The organism is Novosphingobium sp. BL-S-20, from assembly GCF_055521635.1.
Genome location: NZ_CM145494.1, coordinates 2,699,741 through 2,718,605, shown reverse-complemented (window position 1 = coordinate 2,718,605; position 18,865 = coordinate 2,699,741). Strand labels below are relative to the sequence as shown.

General features: G+C 65.8%; 24 protein-coding genes. 18 read left to right on the top strand and 6 right to left on the bottom strand.

Annotated features, from left to right (window positions below; genetic code table 11):
- The first annotated feature begins 101 nt into the window (after positions 1-101).
- Both ACZ1II_RS20350 and ACZ1II_RS20345 read left to right on the top strand, forming a co-directional pair.
- A complete protein-coding gene (locus tag ACZ1II_RS20350) occupies positions 102-980 on the top strand; it encodes a sigma-70 family RNA polymerase sigma factor (RefSeq protein WP_465145391.1) in 879 nt (292 codons plus the stop codon).
- Positions 981-1,222: 242 nt separating this feature from the next.
- Positions 1,223-2,596, top strand: a complete 1,374-nt coding sequence (locus tag ACZ1II_RS20345) for an alginate export family protein (RefSeq protein WP_465145390.1) — start codon at positions 1,223-1,225, stop codon at positions 2,594-2,596.
- A gap of 48 nt (positions 2,597-2,644) precedes the next feature.
- On the opposite strand, the gene ACZ1II_RS20340 is transcribed toward ACZ1II_RS20345, so the two are convergent.
- The 3 genes from ACZ1II_RS20340 to flaF all read right to left on the bottom strand — a co-directional run bounded on the left by ACZ1II_RS20340 (position 2,645) and on the right by flaF (position 6,514).
- Positions 2,645-3,265: a response regulator transcription factor gene (locus ACZ1II_RS20340; protein WP_465145389.1), complete on the bottom strand. Its 621-nt coding sequence runs from the start codon at positions 3,263-3,265 to the stop codon at positions 2,645-2,647.
- Positions 3,262-5,976 (bottom strand): PAS domain S-box protein, encoded by a 2,715-nt coding sequence (locus ACZ1II_RS20335; RefSeq protein ID WP_465145388.1) that lies wholly within the window; start codon positions 5,974-5,976, stop codon positions 3,262-3,264. Before ACZ1II_RS20335 ends, ACZ1II_RS20340 begins: the two co-directional genes overlap by 4 nt.
- 175 nt (positions 5,977-6,151) lie before the next feature.
- Complete coding sequence (gene flaF, locus ACZ1II_RS20330) at positions 6,152-6,514, bottom strand: flagellar biosynthesis regulator FlaF (RefSeq protein WP_465145387.1); 363 nt, start codon at positions 6,512-6,514, stop codon at positions 6,152-6,154.
- A 203-nt stretch (positions 6,515-6,717) separates the two neighbouring features.
- On the opposite strand from flaF, the gene motA reads away from it, so the two are divergent.
- From motA to ACZ1II_RS20265, 13 genes are read left to right on the top strand one after another with little or no spacing between them, the layout of a single operon-like run.
- Complete coding sequence (gene motA, locus ACZ1II_RS20325) at positions 6,718-7,602, top strand: flagellar motor stator protein MotA (protein WP_147219590.1); 885 nt, start codon at positions 6,718-6,720, stop codon at positions 7,600-7,602.
- Complete coding sequence (locus tag ACZ1II_RS20320; RefSeq protein ID WP_465145386.1) at positions 7,586-7,933, top strand: STAS domain-containing protein; 348 nt, start codon at positions 7,586-7,588, stop codon at positions 7,931-7,933. Before motA ends, ACZ1II_RS20320 begins: the two co-directional genes overlap by 17 nt.
- Positions 7,930-8,295 (top strand): response regulator, encoded by a 366-nt coding sequence (locus ACZ1II_RS20315; protein WP_147219591.1) that lies wholly within the window; start codon positions 7,930-7,932, stop codon positions 8,293-8,295. The genes ACZ1II_RS20320 and ACZ1II_RS20315 overlap by 4 nt, the downstream gene beginning before the upstream one ends.
- Positions 8,292-10,511, top strand: coding sequence for a chemotaxis protein CheA (locus tag ACZ1II_RS20310; RefSeq protein WP_465145385.1), 2,220 nt, complete (start codon positions 8,292-8,294; stop codon positions 10,509-10,511). The genes ACZ1II_RS20315 and ACZ1II_RS20310 overlap by 4 nt, the downstream gene beginning before the upstream one ends.
- Positions 10,508-10,996 carry a chemotaxis protein CheW gene (locus ACZ1II_RS20305; RefSeq protein ID WP_465145384.1) on the top strand — a complete coding sequence of 163 codons (489 nt, stop codon included), beginning with the start codon at positions 10,508-10,510 and terminating at the stop codon, positions 10,994-10,996. Before ACZ1II_RS20310 ends, ACZ1II_RS20305 begins: the two co-directional genes overlap by 4 nt.
- A complete protein-coding gene (locus tag ACZ1II_RS20300; RefSeq protein WP_465145383.1) occupies positions 10,996-11,880 on the top strand; it encodes a CheR family methyltransferase in 885 nt (294 codons plus the stop codon). Before ACZ1II_RS20305 ends, ACZ1II_RS20300 begins: the two co-directional genes overlap by 1 nt.
- The gene (locus ACZ1II_RS20295) at positions 11,877-12,908 is read left to right on the top strand and encodes a protein-glutamate methylesterase/protein-glutamine glutaminase (RefSeq protein WP_465145382.1); all 1,032 of its coding nucleotides are present in this window, start codon (positions 11,877-11,879) and stop codon (positions 12,906-12,908) included. The genes ACZ1II_RS20300 and ACZ1II_RS20295 overlap by 4 nt, the downstream gene beginning before the upstream one ends.
- Positions 12,909-12,920: 12 nt before the next feature.
- Entirely contained in the window at positions 12,921-13,310 is a 390-nt protein-coding gene (locus ACZ1II_RS20290) for a response regulator (RefSeq protein WP_186830014.1), read from the top strand.
- 4 nt (positions 13,311-13,314) lie between these two features.
- Entirely contained in the window at positions 13,315-13,845 is a 531-nt protein-coding gene (locus tag ACZ1II_RS20285; RefSeq protein ID WP_465145381.1) for a chemotaxis protein CheD, read from the top strand.
- A 47-nt stretch (positions 13,846-13,892) separates the two neighbouring features.
- Positions 13,893-14,192, top strand: a complete 300-nt coding sequence (locus ACZ1II_RS20280) for a hypothetical protein (protein WP_465145380.1) — start codon at positions 13,893-13,895, stop codon at positions 14,190-14,192.
- A 10-nt stretch (positions 14,193-14,202) separates the two neighbouring features.
- Positions 14,203-15,069 carry a flagellar motor protein MotB gene (locus ACZ1II_RS20275; RefSeq protein WP_465145379.1) on the top strand — a complete coding sequence of 289 codons (867 nt, stop codon included), beginning with the start codon at positions 14,203-14,205 and terminating at the stop codon, positions 15,067-15,069.
- A 27-nt stretch (positions 15,070-15,096) separates the two neighbouring features.
- Positions 15,097-15,534, top strand: a complete 438-nt coding sequence (locus tag ACZ1II_RS20270; protein WP_465145378.1) for a hypothetical protein — start codon at positions 15,097-15,099, stop codon at positions 15,532-15,534.
- Positions 15,535-15,577: 43 nt separating this feature from the next.
- A complete protein-coding gene (locus ACZ1II_RS20265; protein WP_465145377.1) occupies positions 15,578-16,207 on the top strand; it encodes a PilZ domain-containing protein in 630 nt (209 codons plus the stop codon).
- 82 nt (positions 16,208-16,289) lie between these two features.
- Here the strand turns inward: ACZ1II_RS20265 and fliP are convergent, their stop codons facing one another.
- The 3 genes from fliP to ACZ1II_RS20250 are packed head-to-tail and all read right to left on the bottom strand — an operon-like array spanning position 16,290 to position 17,611.
- Complete coding sequence (fliP, locus tag ACZ1II_RS20260) at positions 16,290-17,051, bottom strand: flagellar type III secretion system pore protein FliP (protein ID WP_465145376.1); 762 nt, start codon at positions 17,049-17,051, stop codon at positions 16,290-16,292.
- Complete coding sequence (locus ACZ1II_RS20255; RefSeq protein WP_465145375.1) at positions 17,044-17,373, bottom strand: flagellar biosynthetic protein FliO; 330 nt, start codon at positions 17,371-17,373, stop codon at positions 17,044-17,046. The genes fliP and ACZ1II_RS20255 overlap by 8 nt, the downstream gene beginning before the upstream one ends.
- A 4-nt stretch (positions 17,374-17,377) precedes the next feature.
- Positions 17,378-17,611, bottom strand: a complete 234-nt coding sequence (locus ACZ1II_RS20250; protein WP_465145374.1) for a FliM/FliN family flagellar motor switch protein — start codon at positions 17,609-17,611, stop codon at positions 17,378-17,380.
- A 116-nt stretch (positions 17,612-17,727) separates the two neighbouring features.
- On the opposite strand from ACZ1II_RS20250, the gene flgC reads away from it, so the two are divergent.
- From flgC to ACZ1II_RS20235, 3 genes are all read left to right on the top strand, one after another.
- Positions 17,728-18,135 (top strand): flagellar basal body rod protein FlgC, encoded by a 408-nt coding sequence (gene flgC, locus ACZ1II_RS20245; protein WP_147219603.1) that lies wholly within the window; start codon positions 17,728-17,730, stop codon positions 18,133-18,135.
- 11 nt (positions 18,136-18,146) lie between these two features.
- The gene (locus ACZ1II_RS20240) at positions 18,147-18,494 is read left to right on the top strand and encodes a flagellar hook-basal body complex protein FliE (RefSeq protein WP_465145373.1); all 348 of its coding nucleotides are present in this window, start codon (positions 18,147-18,149) and stop codon (positions 18,492-18,494) included.
- A 103-nt stretch (positions 18,495-18,597) separates the two neighbouring features.
- On the top strand, positions 18,598-18,861 hold the full coding sequence (locus ACZ1II_RS20235; RefSeq protein ID WP_465145372.1) for a flagellar biosynthetic protein FliQ: 264 nt from the start codon (positions 18,598-18,600) through the stop codon (positions 18,859-18,861).
- Positions 18,862-18,865 lie beyond the last annotated feature (4 nt).

Below are 18,865 nucleotides of genomic sequence, written 5' to 3'. Positions count from 1 at the left end.
GGATTAACCTTCCATTCAGAAATTCGCGAGACAACGGTTCTCGTTGAAGCGGAGCAGCGGCGATGGGCGCCCGGGGGCTCCACTCTGACCGGGGGTTCACCATGTCGAAGATCACCATCGCTCTGGAGTCCGCTGTAGCGACTGTCAGCGCGAACATGCCGGCCGAGGGCCAGGCGCAGTCGGCACGCCAGCGTGCGATCGTGGATCGCGCCTTTGCGCAGATCATCAAGCTGATCGCACCGCGTATCCGCCACTTCATCCGCCAGTACGGTCTGGTCGCCCATTGGGACGATGCCGAGCAGGTCTGTGCGATCGCCGTTCACCGCGCGATCCAGGCCTATGATCCGGAAAAGGCGCAGTTCACCACTTTCGTGAACTGGCAGATCCGCGGCGAACTTCAGAGCCTGCGCTTCCGCCTCATGACCGACCAGCGTCCTTCCGCCAAGAAGGTCGAGGCGGTCACCGTGTCGCTCGATGCCATCGGCGTCGGCGAGGATGGCGAGGGCCAGTCGATCGTCGCCTCGATCGAGGACGAGGATGCCCTGGGCCGCACGGAATCCGCCGCTTCGGACTATCTCGCACGGCAGGCCATGGCCTCGCTGACCGACAGCTACGTCGAGCATCTGCGCAACATCGGCGTCGAGCGTATCCGCCGCAAGGCTCAGCCGAAGAAGGCGCCGCGCGCGGAGACCGGTGCCCGCCGTTCGGTCTGGCGCAGCGGCAAGGCCGCGCTCGATCCGGTCGAACTGGCCGAACTGGAAGAGCGCCTCGAGCACAACCGCAAGGTCGTGGAAGGACGCCTCTTCGAGATCGCCGCGCTCGATACCGCAGAGGACGAGAGCAGCGTCGCCAAGGAGCGCGTCCGCCAGATCGCCAAGCGAGCCGCCAAGACCATGAGCGACCTTGCCGGTGCCGATCCGCGCTTCACGATGATGGCCGAGTATCGCCAGGCGATGCTGGCCCCGGTCGCCGCGCACTGAAACCATTTCCAGACGTTAACCCGAAGCCGCCGGACCGACGCTGTCGGATCGGCGGCTTCGGCGCCTTTGGGGAAGCCTCTCCTCCAACGTATTCGCGTCCACCGGAATGGCGATGAGATTTCGCCGGACGCCGCGATATCTTCCCCATCGGCATGGTTTGCGGTTGTGCCTGCATCCTGTAACGAGGTTGCAAACGGGGGAGGTTGCGATGCGTGTCGGCGCCGATTTCTGATATGCGGTCCATGGGCCTGCGGGCATTGACGGGCGCGCTGCTCGGCAGTCTGCTGCTGCTCGGCCATGGGCGCTCCGCGCAGGCGCAGGGCATGCTGGCAACCGCGCTTGGCGCCCCGGAAGGCCTCACCGTCAAAGGCGAAGTCCGCAGCCGCGTGGAAGGCATCGACGGGCAGTTCCGCCCGGGCGTGGCCGAAAGCGATGCGCTGTTCTCGCTGAAGACGACCTTGCAGGTGGAATACGACGGCGGCCCCTGGCGTGTCGGCGGGGAGCTATGGGATGCGCGCGCTTATGGGGCGAAATCGAACTCCTCTGCCGGGACCGGCGAAGTCGATGCCCTGGAAATGGTGCAGGCTTATGTCGGTGTCGATGTCGCCATGGGCGGAGGTTCGCAGGCACGGCTGATGGCCGGGCGCTTCACGATGAATCTCGGTTCGCGCCGTCTGGTCGCGCGGCAGGCCTTTCGCAATTCGACCAATGCCTTCACCGGCGTCAATGCCCAGTGGAAGAGCAGGGCGGGCGATCAGTTGACCCTGCTCTGGGCCATGCCGCACATCCGCCTTCCCGACGACGTCGAGGGCATTCACGACAATTCCGTGCGATGGGACAGCGAGGCCACCGACCTCCAGTTCTTCGGTGCCTCGCTGAGCAAGGCGCATGTCTTCGGCGGCTCGCTGGAACTCTACGGCTACGGCCTTGCCGAGCGCGACAGTGCAGACCGGCCCACCCGCAACCGGCACCTTTTCACGCCGGGCCTGCGTCTGTTCCGTGCGCCGAAAGCGGGGCGGCCGGATTACGATCTCGAAGGCGCCTACCAGTTCGGCCGGACGCGGGCGACGACGGCGCCTTCGGACCGGACCGACCTCGACGTGTCGGCCTATCTGATCCATGCCGAAGCCGGTCGCACTTTCAGCGGCGGCTGGCAGCCGCGCCTGTCGCTGGACTTCGATCTGGCCAGCGGCGACCGCGCCGGGGGCGGGACCTACAACCGCTTCGATACTCTGTTCGGTGCGCGCCGCTTCGATTTCGGCCCCTCGGGTCTCTACGGGGCGGTCGGGCGTTTCAACACGATTTCAGGCGGTGCGCGGCTGGAGCTAAAGCCGGACGGGAAGTCCGACGTGATGGCCATGTACCGTGCACTCTGGCTGGATTCGAAGACCGACAGTTTCTCCGGCACCGGAGTGAGGGATGCCTCGGGCAGCAGCGGCAGCTTCGCCGGGAACCAGTTCGAGGCACGCTACCGCCGCACCCTGATCCCCGAAGTGCTGCGGGTGGATGCCGGCGTGGTATGGCTGGCCAAGGGGCATTTCCTCAAGGACGCGCCCAATGCGCCGCAGACCGGCGATACGAAGTACGGCTACATCGACATCTATTTCGATTTCTAGGATGCCAGCCACGGCCTTATGGAAAGTCCTGCCTTCCCGGGCCGGCCCTCAGTCCATCGGCACCAGGCCCGCCGCAAAGGCGATGCGCAGCACTTCGGACAGGCTGCGGACCTGGAGCTTTTCCATCAGCTTGGCGCGGTAGATCTCCACCGTGCGCGGGCTGATGTCGAGGGCATGGGCGATGATCTTGTTCGATTGCCCGTCGATCAGCCCTTTCAGCACGTCCAGTTCGCGCGGGGAGAGCTGCTCCAGCAGCGAGACCGCCTTTTCCTTGCGGCGCTCCTCTGCTGTCGAGACGGCCTGTTGCAGGAAGGCGGATTCCACCGCGCTCATCAGCTTGTGATGGTCGCAGGGCTTCTCGATGAAATCGACCGCGCCCAGCTTCATCGCCTGGACCGCCACGGAAACGTCACCTTCCCCGGTGAGCACGATCGGCACGAAGCGCGTCGGGCGCCCGCCGACGGTGCTCAGCACCTGAAGGCCCGAAGTACCCGGCATGTGCAGGTCCAGCAGCAGGCAGCCGGGCTCCAGCAGCGATGCTGCTTCCAGGAAAGTATCGCCGGAATCGAAGCAGGTGATCCGGCTGTCTCCGATCATCGACAGCAGGTATTCGAGCGAAGTGCGAACCGCCAGATCGTCGTCGACAATGTAGATGCGTCGGGAAGTCATCCGGCCTTCAGCTCCAGGTCGGGGTAAGCGGGAAGCGTGAACTCGACGGCCGCGCCTCCTTCGGGGACATTGTGCATCGAAAAGCGCCCGCCATGCGCTTCGACGATGCGGCGGCTGATCGACAGCCCCAGCCCCATGCCATTGGGCTTGGTCGAGGTAAAGGCCTCGAAGTGACGGCCGAGGATCGCCTCCGGCAGGCCGGGGCCGTTGTCGAGCACACGGATCGTGACCTGATCGTCGTGCATCTGGCGGGTCGAGATAGTGATTTCCGGTTGCCTGTCGCTGAGGCCCGCGAGTGCGTCGAAGGCGTTGTTGATGATGTTAACCAACACCTGCTGTATTTGAATGCGATCGGCAAGGATGGAAGGCGATACGATCCCCGGCCGATAATGCAGATGCACGCCCGGAGCGCGGCTGCGCGAGCGGGCGAGTTGCAGCGTTTCGGTGATCACGTCGTCCAGCGGTTCGGCCCGGATCTCGAGTTCGCCCCTGGAAACAAACGCGCGCATACGGCGGATGATCGCCCCGGCGCGCAGCACTTCCTGCCGGGCGAGGTCGAGCATGCGGCGAAGCTGCTCCGATCCGTTTTCGCGCGCCATCACCAGATCCATCGCGCCGAGCAGATTGGCGGTGGCGGTCAGCGGCTGGTTGAGTTCGTGGGCGAGGCCGGCGCCCATCTCGCCCATGGCGCTGACGCGCGAGGCGTGGAGGAACTGTTCGCGCAGCTCGCCCATCCGCGCCTGGGTGGCGAGCTGTTCGCGCATGTTGCGCACGAAGGCGATTGCGATGCGCTCGCCTCCGATGTTCGCGGCGCCGATGGCGATCTTCACCGGCAGTTCGTTGCCGTCGCGATCGAGTCCGGCGGTGATATGAGTGTCGGTGGAGGGGGCGTCCGCGGACGTCTGCTCCGGGGCGGGGCGGACGTAGCGCGGCAACAGCATCCGCACGTCCTTGCCCAGCACTTCGTCCGCGCCGTAGCCGAACAGCGTCTCCGCCGTTGCCGAGAACGAGCGGATTCGGCAGCGCTGGTCGATGGTTATCATCGCCTCGGGTACGGTCTCCAGGATCGAACGCAGTTCCGAATCGCGCGATTTCAGCATTTCGGCATGCTGTTCACGCTGGGTCGCGTCCATGACGATGCCGATCACCGAGATATCGTCCGCGCCGGGGCCGCGGTGGATATGGGCCGTGCCCTCGACGACGGATCGCGTGGCGGACTGGAGCGGCACGAGCCGGAACGTCTGGCGCTCCGAATGCCATGTCCCGGAGGCATCGGGGACTTCGAAAGTGGTGCCGAAGGTATCGCGCAAGTGCCGGAACCAATCCTCGATACCGCCCTGAAAACTTCCGGGTTCGACGCGGAACAGGCGCTCGGCATGGCCGTGGAACACGAAACGGTCGGAGACCGACGACCATTCGAAGATGCCCAGTTCGTGAAGATCGATCGCCAGCGAGAGGCGGGCGTCGCTGGCCAGAAGAGCCAGTTCGGCCTGCTTGCGCGCGGTGATGTCGGTCATCGAATGGACCACCATCGGCGCGATATCGGGGCGGGGCTGGACGGCCTGGCAGCTGTGCAGCACCCGCATCTCGGTGCCGTCGCGGTGACGGGCGGTCACTTCGTTCTCGCGGCGGGTACCGTCGAGCAGCGCTTCGATGCCGTCACCGGGAAGGGGCGGCGTGCCGACCAGCGAGGGCTGGAAGTGACCGAGCGCCTGATCGGAGGGCCAGCCGTAGAGGCGCTCGCATCCGGCGGACCAGCGCAGGATGCGGCCCTCGGTGTCGGTGATGGAGACGGGCGCGGCATCGAGCGCGAGATTGACGGCACGGCGGGCGCCGCTCTCGCGGGCGATGCGCATCCAGGCCCAGGCGATCAGCCCGCAGGACAAGGCGACTTGCGTGGCAGCCTGGACGATCTCGATCATTTCCGGCGAGGCCAGTCCCGAACGGGCGGCTTCGAAGTGGGCCAGCGCGGATAGCACGGGCACGCTGACGCAGAGCAGGAGGCAGGTCTGGAGCGTTCCCGAGCCGATCCCGGTTTCGGGTTTGCGCGGCCAGGCATATTGGCGCCGCAAGGCGATCACCGCGAGGGAAAGGAGACAGATCGCGAGCGCCGAGGGAATGGACATCAGGGCATGGTGCGTCTTCGGACCGGGCGTGCTGATCCCGAGCGGCGCGAGCACTCCGGAAAGGGCGGCGGTGGCGAAGGCGACGCAGGCGAAAGTCACGGTGAGCCGCCGCAACAGGGGATGCGACGAGCCGAGCGCAAGGCCTGCGATAGACAGCAGCATGATCCCGGCGGCGGGCAGCAGGCCGGGGCGGGCCGGGTCCGCGCGCGGCAGGAGATGCAGGCTGCGCGGCAGCAGGAACAGGTCCATCCCGAGCGATCGGCCCGAAAATTCCTCGGTCAGGCCGCAGAAGGCGATCAGCAGGGGGAGGGCGAGAACCCAGCGCGCGGCGCGTCGCACCGACCGCCGCGGCGAAGCGGTCATGAGGATGCCCGCGCCTATCAGTGTGCAGCAAAGCGCGGCGAGCGGCTGCATCCGCAACCTGGTGTCGCCGCCGCCGGCAAGGCGCGGCATGTCGAGAATCCAGGCGAACAGGACGAGCACGCAGACAAGAAGCGTCACGGCGACGAGAGCGGAAACGACCGGTTCCATACTGCCGGGACGCCGTCCGCTCAGGCGCTGCGGCGGTGGATTCAGTTCCTGCATTCCGACCCGTTTCTTGCGCCTTGCTTCACAGCTTCAAGGCGTCGGGGCCATTAGACTTTTGCGTATGTTTGTAAATAGACGCGCCGGGCGGCGACCGGCGCATTTCTGTGGCTTGATGATAAGCGTCTGATAATACTTTGTAAAAAATCGTACGCGCAGTCTTAAGGGATTTTCCTTAGTTGCTACTGGCGTTTTCGTTGGCAAGTCCTTCGATGATTGCGCGATTTACGACGATCAAGTCATCGATCGTATCATGTCCGGTAATGACCTCGGATGTGTACTTATCCACCCACATGCCGATCGAAATGATCCTGGCGCGCAAGTCGTCAGGCAACTGGTTGCCTTGCGATGCACACATCGAGGAAAAGGTGGACCAGGCCAGGCGGTTGCGGTGGAGGGCCGGTGCCAGCTGCGCACCGCGCAGGCCGGCATCGCGCGCGGCGATCATTTCGCCGGTGATCTGGCTCATCAGCCGGTATTCGTTCCGGCGGGGAGTCGCGGCGATCTGTTGCACGCGTTGATAGGCATTGAGTGACATGATGGCTCCAGCAAGGACGTCCGCCTCCCTCATATAGGATGGAAGCAGGCAGAACGGTCGCGGGGCGCGCGCTTTGCGATGATCGGCAGAAGACCGTCACGGAAAATCCGTCGTCCGGCACCGGCCTAGCGCAGAGCATCCTATAACTAACGCAGGGCTTCGGCCCGCTAACCTTTTGCGGCCATCAATCGCGGATCTTCTTCATGCTCAACGCCATCGGCCTTGTCGTCATCCTGCTGTGCGTCTTCGGTAGCTTCCTGATGTCGGGCGGCAACATAATGGTCATCGCCCACGCCCTGCCGCACGAAATGCTGGCGATCGCCGGCGCGGCGGTGGGCGCCTTCATCCTCGGCAACTCGATGACCACGGTCAAGAAGACCTGGGGCGGGATTCAGCGCGTCTTCAAGGGCGGCCGCTGGACCGAGGTCGATTTTCGCGACCTGCTGGCGCTGCTCTTCACCCTGCTTGCCACGTTCCGCAAGGAAGGCGCGAACTCGATCGAGAAACATCTCGACGCGCCCGAGGAAAGCCCGATCTTCACGCGCTATCCGCGTCTGCTGGAAGATCAGGGTCTGGTCGAGTTCACGTGCGACTACTTGCGCATGATGACGGTCAACTTCGAGGACCCGCACCAGCTGGCCGAGGCCATGGAAGGCGATATCGAGCGCCATCATGCCGAGGAAATGGCGCCGCAGCACGCGCTCCAGATGATGGCTGACGGCCTGCCCGCACTGGGCATCGTCGCCGCCGTTCTCGGCGTCATCAAGACCATGAGTTCGATCGACCAGCCCACCGAGATTCTCGGCGCGATGATCGGCGGCGCTCTGGTCGGTACGTTCCTGGGCGTGCTTCTGGCCTACTGCCTGGTCGGCCCGATCGCGCAGAAGCTGCAGCAGATCATCGACTCCGATTTCAAGCCCTACCTCATCGTCAAGACCGCGATCGTCGGTCACGCGCAGGGGCAGCCGACCGAAGTGGCCATCGAACTGGCGCGCCGCATGACGCCGTCTCCCTATGCCCCCTCGTTCACGCAGCTCGAGACCGCGCTCGACGAAGTGAAGGATCAGCTCAATGCCAAACCCGCCTGAATCCGTGCAGCCCGAAGACATGGCTCCGGAAGCATTTGCCGAAGATCGGTCGCTCCACCTTCCCGTCCACGGCTCGACCGTGACCGCCGAGGACCTGCGGGTCCGCATGGTCCTCGCCTGCGACCTCGACGGAGCGATGCAGATCGATGCCAGCCAGGTCGAGACGGTCGGCCAGGCCGTGCTGCAACTGCTCGTCGCCGCCCGCACCGAAGCGCGCGAGGCCGACCACGAGTACGAAATCGTCAATCCCAGCACCGCCTTCGTCGAGCGCGTGCAGGCCTGCGGGCTGGCGGAAGCCGTCGGCCTTTCTGAAGAGGAATTCCCGTCGTGAGCAAACTCATCCTGACCGTCGACGACTCCGCCTCGATGCGGATGCTGCTGAAGGCCTCGCTGGCCGCGCAGGGCTTCCGCGTCGAAGCTGCCGATGACGGCGAGCACGGCCTCGAGCGCATGCACGAAGTGAAGCCGGACCTGCTCATCACCGACATCAACATGCCCAAGATGGACGGCTTCGAACTGATCGAGGCGGTGCGCGCGGTGCCCGAATTCCGCGGCACGCCGATCCTGGTGCTCTCGACCGAATTCTCGGACGAGAAGAAGACCCGCGCCCGTGAAGCCGGTGCCACCGGCTGGATCACCAAGCCCTTCGAAGCCGCCAAGCTGGGAGCGGCCGTCCGCCGCGTCTGCCCGTGAGCGACGAACTCGACGAAATCCAGGGCATCTTCTTCGAAGAGTGCACCGAGGGTCTGGCCGTTGCCGAGGCCGGTCTTTCGGCGATGGCCGAAGGTGACGCTTCATCCGAAACGATCGCCGGGGTGTTCCGCGCGGTCCACTCGATCAAGGGCGGCTCGGGTGCCTTCGGTCACGCCGCGCTGCTGGCCTTCTCGCACCGCTTCGAGAACGTGCTCGACGAAGTGCGCGGCGGTCGCATCCCGGCCAGTGCCGAAGTGACAAAGACCCTGCTCGGCGCCTTCGACATCCTGTCCGACCATGTCGCGGCAGCCCAGGGCGGCACCGAGCCGCCTGCCGACGCGGCGATGCTGGCGCAGCTCGATGCGGTTCTGGAGAGCAAGGGCGCGGCGGCAGCTGCTCCGGCGCCTGCTCCCGAACCTGCCCTGGAAGCGGACGAATTCGGCTTCACGCCGGTCGCTGCCGTGGTCGAGGACTTCGATCCCTTCGGTTTCGAGCCGGTTGCAGTCGATCTGGAGGACTTCGCTCCGGTCGAACCGGCTGAACCTGCCGGATGGACCGTCCGCTTCGGTCCTTCGCGCGGGGCGCTCGGCAACGGCGGCGAGCCGATGCTGGTGATCCGCGAACTGGAGGACATGGGCGCAGTCGTCACCGGCGTCGACATCGACTCGCTGCCGAACTTGCGCGACCTCGACCCCGAGGACAGCTATTTCGTCTGGACCCTGCGCGTGCCCGGCACGGTGGGCGAACAGGACATTCGCGACTGCTTCGACTTCGTGGCGCCGGACTCGCTGATCGAGATCGCGCGCGAGGAAGTGCTCGTCGCAATCGTGCCGGAAGTGCCCGCCGCACCTGTTGCCGATGACGACGACGGTTTCGGCATGTTCGAACCGCTGGCAGCGCCGGAAGATCTGCTGACGCTCGTGCCGCTCGAACCGGCGCCCGCCATGTCTGTTCCCGCCGTGGCCGCTCCCGCTGCGGCGGCTGTGGCTGCACCGGAAAAGCCGAAAGCGGAAGCGCGTCCGGCCAGCGTCGAAGTGGCGCAGACCATCCGCGTCGACCTCTCGAAGCTCGACCAGCTGCTCAATCTCGTGGGCGAACTGGTGATCCGTGGCTCGATCCTGTCCGACCGGCTCTCGCCCGCCGACCAGGAGCGCGTCGAACTGCCCGAACTGTCGCGCCTGACGCGCCAGATCCAGGACAACGTGATGTCGCTGCGCGCGCAGCCGATCAAGCAGGCCTTCTCGCGCGTGCCCCGCATGTTGCGCGACCTTTCGGCCGAGACCGGCAAGAAGGTGATCCTCGAAACCATCGGCGAGATGACCGAAGTGGACAAGGGCGTGATCGAGAAGATCGGCGACCCGCTGACTCACATGATCCGCAACGCGGTGGACCACGGCATCGAAAGCGCCGAGGAACGCATCGCCGCCGGCAAGCCCGCCGAGGGCACGATCCATCTCTCCGCCGAGCAGAAGGGCGCGCGCATCATCGTCCGCGTGCGCGACGACGGCCGCGGCATCAACCGCGAGCGCGTGCGCGCCAAGGCCATCGAACGCGGGATCATTTCCGCCGATGCGGCGATTTCCGACGAGGAAATCGACGGGCTGATCTGCGCGCCGGGCTTCTCGACCGCCGAGACGATCTCGAACATTTCGGGACGCGGCGTCGGCATGGACGTGGTGCGTTCCAACGTCGAGGCGCTGGGCGGCCGTCTGGAAATCAATTCGATCCCCGGCGAGGGCACGACTTTCACGATGGCCCTGCCGCTGACGCTGGCGATCCTCGACGGCATGATCGTGCGCCTCGGCGAACAGCGCTTCGTGCTGCCGCTGGCCAACGTGATCGAGACCGTGCAGCCCGAGCCGGGCCAGGTGAAGGAGACTTCGCCGACATCCGAAGTGATCGAACTGCGCGGACAGTACCTCTCGGTACGCCGGGTCGGCGAACTGTTCGGCATGCGCTCGCAGCGGGCGCCCGAGGACTCGCTGGTCATCATCGTCGAGAGCGAGACGGCGGGGAACGTCGGCCTGATGGTCGATACGATCGATAACCGCCGCGAAGTCGTGATCAAGAGCCTGGAGGACAACCTCCACCCGATCCGCGGCCTCGGCGGCGCCACCATCCTCGGCGACGGCTCGATCGCGCTGATCCTCGACATCGATGCCCTGGTCGCGACCGGCGGCTCGTCCAAGTATGCGCTGAAAGGAATGGCAGCATGAGCACCGAAGAAACCGAACTCGACGAACGCAAGATCGTCACTTTCACGCTGGGCAGCCGCCTGTTCGGCATCGACATGCGCTCGCTGATCGAAATCCGCGAGTGGGAAGAACCCACCCCGCTGCCGAGCGTGCCGCCTTACGTGAAGGGCGTGACCAACTTGCGCGGTTCGGTGGTTCCCGTCGTCGGCCTGTCCGAGCGTCTCGGCTGGGCGCCGAGCGAGCTGCATTCGCGCTCGTGCATCCTGGTCGTCACCATCAATGGCCGCCATGCCGGTTTCCTGGTGGACGAAGTGCAGGATATCGTCGTGATCCAGGCAAGCGAAATCCAGCCCGCGCCGGACGTCGAGATCAACGAGCAGGGCGCCATCGCCGGTCTCGTCAAGATCGAGCGCCGCACCCATGACGCGGCCAATGCCGAGGCCATGTGCCTGCTGCTCGACCTCGACGCGCTGAGCCTGACCCGCCAGGTGCCGGACTTCGCGTAATGAGCGTGCTGGCGTCTTCTGAAGGTGCGAGCGGGGCGCTGGGGGCTGCGGCCGAACTGCGTTCCGCCCAGTTCCGCGATATTGCCGCGATCATGCAGCGGGAAGCGCGCATCCATCTGGTCGAGGCCAAGATGACGCTCGTCCACTCGCGCCTGAGCCGCCGGTTGCGCGAGCATGGGCTGTCCAGCTTCGTCGACTATGTTTCGCTGGTCCAGCGCGATGCCGAGGAACGCCATGCCATGGTGGTCGCCCTGACCACCAACCACACGCATTTCTTCCGCGAGAACCACCACTTCGACCACTTGCGCCGCGAGGTCCTGCCCAAGTTGCAGGACCGCGCGCGCCGGGGCGAAAAGGTGCGCATCTGGTCGGCAGGCTGTTCGAGCGGCGAAGAAGTCTACTCGATCGCCATGTGCCTGGCAGGCGACGGACCGACGAGCGCGGCCTGGCTCCAGCAGGGCGACGTGCGCCTGCTCGCCACCGACATCTCGCCGCCGGTCGTCCAGGCGGTGCGCGACGCGCGCTATTCCGCCGCTACGGTCGAGCCGATCCCGGAGAGCTATCGCAGGCGCTGGATGCGGGCCGAGACGAACGGCGATCATGTCATCGTCGATCCGCTACGCGAACTGGTCGCGGCGCGCGTGCTCAACTTGTTCGAGCCCTGGCCGATGCGCCGCAAGTACGACGTGATCTTCTGCCGCAACGTGATGATCTATTTCGACGACACCGCCAAGGCCGAGCTGGAGGCGCGCTTCGTCGAGATGCTGGCGCCCGGCGGCACGCTCTACATCGGCCATTCCGAGCGCCTGATCGGCCCCGCCGCGCAGCTGATGAAGCCGGTCGGTCAGACGATCTACGCGCGCAACGACGGAGGCGCCGCATGACGGTAGCCCCCGAGAAGACCCGCGTCCTGATCGTCGACGACAGCGCGGCGATGCGCGCGCTGCTGAACAAGCTGCTGAGCCACGACCCCGCCATCGAGGTCGTCGGCATGGCGCCCGAGCCGCATGCCGCGCGCGAGATGATCAAGTCGCTCAATCCCGATGTGGTCACGCTCGATATCGAGATGCCGGGGATGGACGGACTGTCCTTCCTCGAACGCATCATGCGCCTGCGTCCCATGCCGGTGGTCATGTGCTCGACGCTGACCGCGCGCGGGACCGAGGCCACCATCGAGGCCATGCGCCTCGGCGCCGTGGACTGCATCGCCAAGCCCTCCGGCAATCCGCTGGAGATCGCGCAGGACGGTGCGCTGCTGCGCAAGATCGTCAAGGCGGCGGCGCGCTCCTCGGTGCGCCGCACCGCCAGCCCGCCGACGCCCGTCAATGCTGCGCAAGGGTCCTTGCGCGATGTGGTGATCGCGGTCGGCGCCTCGACCGGCGGGGTGGAAGCCCTGTTCTCGATCATCGGCGCCCTGCCGCCGGACTGCCCGCCGGTCATGGTGGTGCAGCACATGCCCGCCGCCTTCACCGGCAGCTTCGCCACGCGGCTCGACAAGGCCGCGCGGGTGCAGGTGGTGGAAGCACAGAACGGCATGCCGCTGCGCCGGGGCACGGTCTATCTCGCGCCCGGCGGCGGCCAGCACATGGAGCTGCTCGGCGGCACCAGCGGCCAGGTCAGGCTGCTGGCGGGCGATACCGTCAGCGGGCACCGTCCTTCGGTGGACGTGCTGTTCCGCTCGGTTGCGCGGCTCGGCTCGCGCGCCGTCGGCGTCATCCTCACCGGGATGGGTTCGGACGGCGCGATCGGCCTCAAGGCCATGCGCGATGCCGGAGCCCGCACGCTCGGCCAGTCGCGCGAGACCTGCGTGGTCTACGGAATGCCGCGCGCCGCCTTCGAGGCGGGCGCGGTCGAAAAGGAATTCAGTTTGTCCGCCATGCCCGAGGCCATCCTCGGCGCGTGTCGGCGGTAAATGGAGCGGTTCATGCCGGCAGCGTCTGCAATAAAAGTAATGGTGGTCGACGATCAGACGTCCATGCGCGCGATGATCCGTCGCGCCCTACAGGATCTGGGTTTCAAGGACATTCGCGACAAGGCAGGCCCGGTCGAGGCGCTTGCCGCGATCAAGTCCGACCGCGTTCACCTCATCATCTCCGACTACAACATGCCCGACATGGACGGCCTCCAGTTCCTGGAAGCGGTGCGTCAGGACCCGGTGATCGGCAAGACCGTGTTCATCATGCTCACCGGCTCGGCCGATAAGGAAATCGTCCAGAAGGCCGCTGCGCTCGGCGTGAACAACTATGTCGTGAAGCCTTTCGCCCCCGCCGCGCTCAAGGAAAAGATCGAGCGCGTCTTCGGGGAGCTGGTCTGAGAACATGCGCCGCGTCGCCATCGTTCAGGGTGAATACCATGTGGTCCACCAGCCCGGCGTCGTCATCTCGACGCTGCTGGGCTCGTGCGTCGCGGCCTGCCTGCAGGACCCCGTCGCGCGGGTGGGCGGCATGAACCATTTCCTGCTGGGAGAGCCGGGCGCCGACGCGCCGGTGAACCCGGCGGACATGCAGCGCTACGGCGTCCACGCGATGGAACTGCTGATCAACGCCCTGATGCAGCGCGGCGCGCAGCGTTTGCGGCTGCGCGGACATCTCTACGGCGGTGCCAACATCGTCGCCGGGCTGGGCGGAATCGGCACCAAGAACGGGCAGTTCGCGCGCAAGTTCATGCAGACCGAAGGCATTGCGCTCGACCATAGCGACCTTGGCGGGACGCAGGCGCGCAAGGTGGAATTCATGCCCTACGAGGGCCGGGTGCGCGCGACGCTGGTGAAAGACCAGCCGCTGCCGCCCGTCGTCCGTCCGAGGCCCGTACCGGTGGCGCAGCCGACCGGCGAACTGGAGCTATTCTGACCATGGCCCGGCAGGCGGAAACAGATACGAAAATTCAGGGGGAATCCATGACTACCGAAACAGAAGGAACCCCGGAAGGTGCAGCGGCTCCGCTCTGGCAGGCCCTGGCGCAGGAGATGCGCGTGGCCCGCGCCTTGCTGGAACAGCTGGCCGGGGTGCTCGTCACCGACGAGCGCTTCGTCCTCGACTATATCGACCAGCTTCAGGCTTTCGACCTGATCGCCCAGCATGTGGATGAGAGCGCCGCGCTGCTCGACCGCGTGGCTGGTGGGCAAAGCCCCGGAGACGCGGTCGGCCAGGTGCGCCTGACCGTGATGCAGGACCGGCTTCGCGCCGCGCTGGACTGAGGATTGAGCCGTGGCACGGGGTAACGACGAACATCCCACGATCGTCATCCGCAAGGTCAAGAAGCATGCGCATGGCGGCCATCACGGCGGCGCGTGGAAGGTGGCCTATGCCGACTTCGTGACCGCGATGATGGCCTTCTTCATGCTGCTCTGGCTCCTGGCCAATCCGGACAAGGATCAGCTCAAGGGACTGGCGGAGTACTTCTCGCCCAATGCCGACAGGTCTTCCCCGGCCACCACGCTGACCACCAAGCCCGGTTCGCAGCCGGGTCTTGGCGGGCATAGCCGCCGCAACCAGTCTGCCGATACCGTTGCCGTGGGTGAGCCTTCGGCCGAAGCGGGAACCAAGGGCGCGGCGCGCGGCGGCACTGCCGATGTGCCGGAAGCGGCGCTGCGGGTGATGGCGCAGGAAATGCAGCTCTCGCTCGACCCGCCGGTCGATCCGAGCCAGGGCAAGCGCAATATCGATGTCGAACCTGACCGCGACGGTTTTCGCATCCACCTGATGGACAGCAACCATCGCTCGATGTTCAAGGGGCCGACCGCCGAACTCAACGACTATGCGCGCGCCATGCTGGGCCGGATCGCCCGCAAGCTCTCCGGCACTGGGGCGCAAGTCGCGATCGAGGGCCATACCGATTCGAGCGGCGGCCAGAGCGAGGCCAACTGGAACCTCTCGGCGCAGCGGGCGCTTTCGGCCCGCGCGGCGATGGTCGCCTCGGGTCTGCCTGCCGACCGCTTTTCCGAAGTGGTGGCCAAGGCGGGAACCGAGCCGGTCTATCCCGACCGCCCGGACCGCCCCGAGAACCGCCGTATCACCATCGTCGTCAAGGCCGAGCCTTCCGCGCTGCCGCGCGATGCCAGCTTCAAGTTCTGACGCGATGGGCAAAGACTGGAGACTATCGTGATAAAGCGCATCGTGATCGGCCTGGTCGCGCTGATCGCCGGCACGGGTGTCGGCATCGGCGGTGCCTATGCGGCTCGTCAGTACCTGCCGCAGGTCATGCCGGACCTCGGCCCCATCAGGGTCGAGACAGAATTCGTGCCGACCGGCACCATGCTCGCGCCGTTGACCTTCCCGGACGGGCGGCTTGCGGGCTATGTCTCGTTCGAGTGCCAGGTCGAAGTGGCCAAGGGCAAGGCCGCGGACGTGACGGGCCAGCTTCCGCTGCTGCTCAACGCCGTCAACATGCGGACCTATCGCACGCCGCTGGCCAGCGGGCCGGACGGCATGATCCCCGGCATCGACGCCTTCCGCCGGGTGGTGATGGACGCCGCCGTGGAAGTCTACGGCAAGGACCTCGTGCGCCGGGTGGTCGTCACCCAGGCATCGCCGGTCTGAGTTCGGGGCCGGTCTGAACAATAACCGCAAGGAGGAGGCCGCGATGCCTGTGTCATCGTCTGCCCTGTCGCATGGTGAAGCGCCGTTGCCGCGCATTCCGCGCGGGCCGCGCGTCACCACGATCCTGCTGATCGGCAAGCTCGCCAGCCGGTTCGGTGAGACGATCTGCCGCATCCGCAATATTTCCGACGATGGCCTCATGGCAGAAGTCCACGGCGCCTTCGCGGTGAACGATCCCGTCGCCGTGACGCTGAAAGCCGGCGGCGTGCTGCGCGGCCATGTCCGCTGGTCGCTGAATGGGCGGATCGGTGTGGAGTTCGATGCACCGGTCCATGTCGCCGACCTGCTCGGCCATGTCGCCAACCGTATCGGTCCCGAGGGGGTCGCCCGCGGGCCGCGCTTCGACGTCGATTGCCGCGGCGACTTGCTCGCCGCCCATCAGCGCCACGAGGTTCGTCTGCTCGACCTTTCGCAAGGCGGCGCGCGGCTCGTCGCAGAAGTACCGCTGATCCGCGACAGCATCGTCCGGCTCACGATCCCCGGACTGGGCGAGCGCGAGGCCGCCGTGCGCTGGGTGGGTGAGGGGGCCTATGGCCTCTCGTTCCTGGAGCCGCTGGCGTTTGCGGACTTTGGTCCCTGGCTGATCGACCGATCGCTGCGTTACGGTGCGTGAACGGAAAAAAAAGGCGCGGCGGGTTGTTTGAACCCGCCGCGCCTTTTTTCTGACCGATGAAAGCAACGGACCTTGCCGGTTTTTACCCCGGCCCACCGAAACTCTTCACCAGCGATCCGGCGATCAGCGCCCAGCCGTCCACCAGCACGAAGAAGATGATCTTCATCGGCAGCGAGATCGTTGCGGGCGGCAGCATCATCATGCCCATGGCCATCAGCACGGCGGCTACGGCAAGGTCGATCACCAGGAATGGCAGCAGCAGCAGGAAGCCGATTTCGAAGGCGCGGCGCAGTTCGGAGATCATGAAGGCGGGCATCAGCGTCGTCATCGGCAGTTCCGCGCGCGAGGCGGGGACTTTGCCGGAGAGCTGGACGAAGAGCTTCACGTCGTCCTCGCGGACCTGCTTGAGCATGAAGGTGTGGAACGGCTTGCTCGCGCGTTCCAGCGCCTGGGTCTCGTTGATGCGGCCCTGGTTGTAGGGAACCATGCCGTCCTTCCAGGCCGCGTCGAAGGTCGGCGCCATGACGAAGAAGGAAAGGAACAGCGCCAGGCTGATGACCACCGGGTTCGGCGGCACGCCCTGCACGCCGAGGCCCGAGCGCAGCAGCGACAGCGCGACGATGATGCGGGTGAACGAAGTGATCGTCATCAGGATGCCGGGTGCGAGGCTCAGCACCGTCATCAGCAGGACGAGCTGGATCACCCGGCCCGACATAGCGCCTTCGCCGAGCGGACCTGCACCCGCCGCAGCGGCGGCGGCTTTCTGGGCGAGGGCGGCTTCGGGCAATACGGCAAGAATTGCCGCCCCGCAAAGTGCGGCGGCGACGGCATAACGCTTATGCATCAGCAGGAGCTTTCGGAGTGACCGGACCGATGCACGGCGCGGAATCGAGCATGACGACGCCTTCGGGCGAGATCAGCAGGCTGATCTCGCGGTAGTCGCGGCGGATGAGGACGACCGAGCGGCGCGGATCGATGGCAAGGCGCTCGATCAGTTCGAGGCGCCGTTCGCTGTGGTCCGCGCCGAGGCCTGCGAAAAGCTGGCCGTTCAGCCACTTCTGCGGCAGCTTCAGGTCGTAGCGGCGCACCACCCAGAGCGCACCGACGAGCATGCCGAGCACCACGCCCAACGCGCCGATGGTGCGCAGCAGAGAGAGAAAGTCCATGCTCTCAGCGCTCGCGTTCGACGACCTTGGTGATCTCCAGCGACATGACTTCGCCGTTCACCAGGATCTTGCCTTCAGCCACCAGCTGGTTGTTCACATAAACGCGGGTGGGATCGTTGTGGCCGCAGTCGAGCGGGATCATCGCGCCGCGGCTCATCTTGAGAACCTGCCGGATGGGGATGCTGGTCGATCCGAGTACGATCGACATGTCGATGGGAATGCCTTCGAGGACGGACATGACGCGTCTCCTTTCAAGCCTGCTTATAGGAATTATTTTATAGGATTGCGCGGTGCTAGGCAAAAAATGCCTATAAGGAAGCTGTCTGCCGCAAGGGCAGGGCAGGAGCTGTGTTGATGGAACTGAACAACTCGATCGGCGTCTCGGCATCGGGCCTTCGCGCCCAGTCGCTGCGGATGCGCGTGATCGCGGAAAACCTGGCGAACTCGGACTCCGTGGCGAAGACCCCGGACGCCGATCCCTATCGCCGCCGGGTCGCCACTTTCACTGCCGAAGTCGACCGTGCGAGCGGCGCCACCCAGGTCGCCGTCAAGTCGATCGAGGGCGACAAGAGCCAGTTCCCGCGCGTCTACCAGCCGGGCAGCCCGGCCGCCGATGCGCAGGGCTACGTCGACCAGCCCAACGTCAATCCGCTGATCGAGGCTGCCGACATGAAGGCGGCGCAGCGGTCCTACGAAGCCAATCTCAATGCGATCGAATCCGCGCGTGGCATGACCATGCGAACGATCGACCTGCTCAAGTAAGGAAACACTCCATGGCAATCGGAGCACTCGACGCCACGGCCGCCTATGGCCGCGCGATGAAGACGGCTGCACCTTCCACAGGCGGCCTCACCGGCCTCGGCGACATGGCCGGCGGCATTTCCGGTGCAGCCGGCAATACCGGCGGCAACTTCGGCAGCATGGTGGAATCCATGGTGACCGACGCCTCGACCTCGCTGCGCACCGCCGAAGCGGAAAGCGCCAAGCAGGTGGCGGGCAAGGGCGACCTGATCGATGTCGTCACCGCGATCGGCGCGGCGGAAACCGCGCTCGATACTGTGGTGGCCGTGCGCGACCGTGTGGTGAACGCCTATTCCGACATCATGCGGATGCAGATCTAGTCGGGACGGCGGCGGATATGGCGGGTCTGGCCGAACTTGCGGACCTTCATTCCCGCCGCCCTCGCGAAAGTATCTTACGTAATCCAAGGGACAGTCGGCAGTCATGACCTCACCCGAAGCCATCGAGATCGCGCGCGCGGCGCTGGTGCTGGTGCTGACCATCGCCGGGCCGATGCTAATTGCCGCGCTGATCGTCGGCGTCGTCATCGGCCTGCTCCAGGCACTTACCCAGGTACAGGAAATGACGCTGACTTTCGTGCCCAAGATTCTGGTTCTGGGCCTGGTCATGCTGCTGTCGCTGCCCATGATCGGCCATGCCCTCGGCGCCTTCATGGACCGCATCGCCGACGCTATCGTCACCGGCTGATACG